The organism is Gordonibacter pamelaeae 7-10-1-b, assembly GCF_000210055.1.
Classification (GTDB): domain Bacteria; phylum Actinomycetota; class Coriobacteriia; order Coriobacteriales; family Eggerthellaceae; genus Gordonibacter; species Gordonibacter pamelaeae.
Genome location: NC_021021.1, coordinates 2,261,794 through 2,266,138, shown reverse-complemented (window position 1 = coordinate 2,266,138; position 4,345 = coordinate 2,261,794). Strand labels below are relative to the sequence as shown.

The following is a 4,345-nucleotide window of genomic DNA, read 5'->3' as shown; positions in this document are numbered from 1 at the left end:
GAAACGCCGAGGCCGGGCCATTGCGCCCGGCCTCTTCTATTCGTCGGGCGGTCCCGCCTGCGCGCCCCTTCGGTCCCGCCCGCGCGCCCTACTCGATGTCCGAGAGTATCTCGCCCGGCTCGTCGCCGGCGTCGAGGAAGATCTTGCGGGTGACGAAGTTCCACACCATGACCACGGCGGTGGCGAATATCTTCACGATCAGGTAATGCACGCCCAAAAGCTCCACGCCCGCCCACATGCAGAGGTTGTTGATGGCAAGGCCGATCACCGACAGCACCACGAAGATGACGAACTCGCGGCGGCGGCTCATGCCCTCCTTGTGCCTGAATACGTAGCGCATGGAAGCCACGTAGTTGAACACCACGGACACGGTGAACGAGACGGTGGCGCTCACCAGGTAGTTCACGCCGAACGCCTCGGTCAGGAGCGCCAGGAGGCCGTAGTCGATCGCGAAGGCGATAACGCCCACCACGCCGAACTTCATGATCTGGGCAATGAGCTTCTTCACGTTCGCGCCTCCCCGCCGCCGGCCGCTCGCCGGCCGGGCCTCAGCGCCCGTTGCGGCGCTTCTCCAAAAACCCGTCTATTGTGGCATAAACGCGGCGAATATCAAGGGGCTTGCTCAAGTGGCCGTCCATCCCGCTCTCCGCGCTGCGCTCCTCGTCTTCGGTGAAGGCGTTGGCCGTCATGGCCAGAATGGCCACGGTGGAGGCGTCCGGGCGGTCCATGGCCCGGATGGCGCGCGCCGCACCGTAGCCGTCCAGCTCGGGCATCTGCACGTCCATGAGCACGAGGTCGAAATGGCCCGCGTCGGAGGCCGCGAACGCCTCCACCGCCTCGCGGCCCGTGGAGGCCGTCTCGACGCTCGCGCCCGCCATGGTCATGAGCTCCACGGCTATCTCCTGGTTCAGGGCGTTGTCCTCGGCCACGAGGATGTGCGCGCCCGCGAAGTCGTGCGCGTCCGGATGGAGGGCGACGGGCGCGGCGGCCTCCTCGGCCTCCGGCTCGTCGACGACGGCAGGCTCCCCCGTCGCGCGGCCGAGGGGCACGTCCACCGCGAACGACGAGCCGTGGCCCACGACGCTGGCCACGCGGATGCGCCCGCCCATAAGCTCCACGAAGCGCTTCGTGATGGCCAGCCCCAGCCCCGTGCCCCCGTGCTTGCGCGCCACGGAGGCGTCGCCCTGCTCGAACGAGGCGAAGATCTTGTCCAGGTGCTCGGGCTCGATGCCGCAGCCCGTGTCGTCGACCGCGAACCGCAGCCAGACGCATCCGTCCTCCGCGTCCGCGAGCCGCTCGATGCGCAGCGTGACGCTCCCGCCCTCGGGAGTGAACTTGAACGCGTTGCCCATGAGGTTGTAGACCACCTGGTTGAGCCGCAGCGGATCGCCCACCACATGGCCGGGCACCTCGCCCTCCACCACGGTGTCGAAGGCGACGTTGCGCTCGGATGCCTGCGTGCGGAACACGGCCGCCAGCGACCCGATGAACGTGGACAGGTCGAACGGCTCGTTCTTTATCTCCACCTTGCCGCTCTCGATCTTGCTCATGTCGAGGATGTCGTTGATGAGCGACAGCAGGTGCTCGGAGGACAGCGTCACCTTCTCCAGGCACGTGCGCACCTTGCCGTCGTCGCCGATGCTCTCCAGGGCGATGGCCGTCATGCCCATGATGCCGTTCATGGGCGTGCGTATCTCGTGCGACATGCGCGACAGGAACTCGGTCTTGGCCAGGCTCGCCTGCTGGGCCTCGGCGAACGCGCGCTCGGCGCGGTCCTTCTCCTCGGCCAGCAGGCGCGTGTTGCGCCTGGCCATCCGGTAGTAGAGGAGGAATACCAACAGTACGAAAAGCAGCACGGCCGCGCCCACGATGGCGGCGTTCGCGGCGATAGTGCCGCTGAGGTCGCCGATGTCGCCCTCGATGACGCTGTAGGGCATGACGGTGCACAGGTACCATTCCGCATGTCCGAGCGGATAGAAGTACAGGTACTCGCTGCGGCCGTCGAACACGATGGGCACGTTGACGGTGCCGCCGCTCGCGAGGACCGAGCGGATCCTCTCCTCCTCGCTACTGCCCCCGACGAAGGAGCCCCGCTCGTCTATCAGGGCGAACAGGCTCTCGCCCGAATCCAGCCCGCTGTTGCGGTCGCTCACCACGCACATGCCGTCGCGGTCTATCATGATGGAGCGCGAGAAGCCGTCGAACAGCGTGAGGTTGAGGCGGTCGCCCACGCCCAGGGAGCTGAACCCGCAGACGGCGGCCACGATCGTGTCGTCGCCGCAGCGCAGCGGCTCGATGTCGTCCACCAGCACGATCTTGTCGTCGTACAGCACGACCCGACGCCCCTGCGCATCGTAGTACGCGGGCAGCTCGCCGCCGTCCCCGTCGCAGGGACGCACCTCGCCGTCTGCGGAGACGAACTCGCCGGAGGCGGTCCGCACGGCGAGAAAGGCGTAGTCGTCGTTGCCTGCCTGGGCCTGCAGGTAGTCCACCGTCTGCTCCCGGCTTTCGGGAGCGGCCATCTCCAACCCGCTCGCCACCGTCTCGAGCTGGCTGAACTTGTTCTCCACGCCCGTATCGAAGTGGAAGACCAGCTGCTTGCTCAGCTCGCCCAGATACACTTCGCTCACGTTCGCGATGACGTCGTCGGTGGCCTTGCGCGTGGAGATGATGGTGTAGGCCAGCAGCAGCGCCACGGCCACGGCCACGGCCACCGCCACCACAGCCACCGCCGCGCGCCTGCGCCCGTGCGACCCGAAATGCACGCTCATGCTGAAAGCCTCACCCATCTTCATCGTCGGAACCCCGGGCATTCTACCATCGCCCCGACGGTCGCCCTCCCCCGCCGTCCTACCGCTTGGCAACGGCTTCCTGACGGCCGGCCGGGAGGGGCGACCGGGACGAGGCCTCCCCCCGCGCGGATTCGCAGCGAAACGCCCCGCGACGGCTGGCGCGCGGGAGGTCTTTCGGGTAGGATAGGTGCATTCGAGAATCGAGGAGCGAAACGTGCAAGAGACGAAGGACGTGCAGGCCGGGGCGCCGCGCACCCAGAACGTGCCCGAGCAGGGCAGCGTGGCCGTGCTCATCCCCTGCTACAACGAGGCCGTGACCATCGGCAAGGTGGTGGACGACTTCCGCCGGGTGCTGCCGGAGGCCACCGTGTACGTCTACGACAACAACTCCTCGGACGGCACGGGGGAGATTGCGCGCGAGCACGGGGCCGTGGTGCGCTGCGAGCGGCGCCAGGGCAAGGGCAACGTCGTGCGCCAGATGATGCGCGACATCGACGCGGACTACTACCTCATGGTGGACGGCGACGACACCTACCCGGCCGAGGCCGCGCCGGAGCTCCTCGCCCCCCTCGTGGCCGACGAGGCCGACATGGTGGTGGGCGACCGCCTCTCCAACGGCACCTACGGCGAGGAGAACGACCGCGCCTTCCACGGCTTCGGCAACGACCTCGTGCGCGTGCTCATCAAGTGGATCTACGGCTTCGAGTTCTCCGACGTCATGACCGGCTACCGCGCCTACAACGCCGTGTTCGCCAAGACCATGCCGGTGCTCAGCCCCGGCTTCGAGATAGAGACGGAGCTCTCCATCCACGCGGTGGACAAGCGCTGGCGCATCGCCGAGGTGCCGATCGACTACCGCGACAGGCCCGAGGGCTCGGAGAGCAAGCTCGACACGTTCTCCGACGGGTGCAAGGTGCTGCTCATGATCCTGTCGCTGTTCAAGGACTACCGGCCGCTGGCGCTGTTTTCCTGGGTGTCGCTTCTGTTCTGCGTGCTGGGGCTCGTGGCGGGCGTGCCCGTGATCGCGGAGTTCCTGGCGACGGGCCTCGTGCCGAAGCTGCCCTCCGCGCTCCTGGCCGTGGCGCTCGTGTTCATCGGCATCTTGAGCTTCACCTGCGGACTCATTCTGGACACCGTGGTGAAGGGCACCCGCAAGCAGTACGAGCTGCAGGTGACCGAGGCGTACCGCGAGCACGGGCGCCGTTAGGCGGGCGGCGCGCACGCGCGTTCCGCGAAAGCCCTGTCGGGGCGGATGAACGATGCGCTCGCCTCGGGCCGACGCGTTGCCTCGCTCATGTCCCGCCCCTCTTTGCATACTGCATAATACCTGATCGTGCCTTTAATTTTCAGTCGTGAATAATTGATCGGAACTGCGCATAATAGGAGATTTGCGCGCTTCCCCCTTGGTTGGCCGTGGGCGACAACGCACCGTAACCTCTAGGTTACGTTACAGCCGGAGGAAAGCGGGAAGGCCGTCGGCGTCGCGCCGAGCGGGGGCGTGCGGGACGATCGGGCGTCTGGACGCGGAGGGAGGATGCCCAGCCGCGTTCAGG

At 67.2% G+C, this 4,345-nt stretch carries 3 protein-coding genes; 1 reads left to right on the top strand and 2 read right to left on the bottom strand.

Annotated features, from left to right (window positions below; all coding sequences use genetic code 11):
* Positions 1-88: 88 nt before the first annotated feature.
* Together GPA_RS10500 and GPA_RS10495 are read right to left on the bottom strand one after the other, a co-directional pair.
* Positions 89-508, bottom strand: a complete 420-nt coding sequence (locus GPA_RS10500; RefSeq protein ID WP_041239465.1) for a GtrA family protein — start codon at positions 506-508, stop codon at positions 89-91.
* Positions 509-548: 40 nt separating this feature from the next.
* A complete protein-coding gene (locus GPA_RS10495; protein WP_156790996.1) occupies positions 549-2,771 on the bottom strand; it encodes an ATP-binding protein in 2,223 nt (740 codons plus the stop codon).
* Positions 2,772-3,006: 235 nt separating this feature from the next.
* Here GPA_RS10495 and GPA_RS10490 point away from each other — a divergent pair, with 235 nt between their 5' ends.
* On the top strand, positions 3,007-3,999 hold the full coding sequence (locus GPA_RS10490) for a glycosyltransferase family 2 protein (RefSeq protein WP_302319552.1): 993 nt from the start codon (positions 3,007-3,009) through the stop codon (positions 3,997-3,999).
* The last annotated feature ends 346 nt before the right edge of the window (positions 4,000-4,345 follow it).

Coding starts and splice junctions, on each gene's coding strand:
- GPA_RS10495 (WP_156790996.1), bottom strand. CDS start 2,771: ATGAGCGTGCATTTCGGGTCGCACGGGCGCAGGCGCGCGGCGGTGGCT.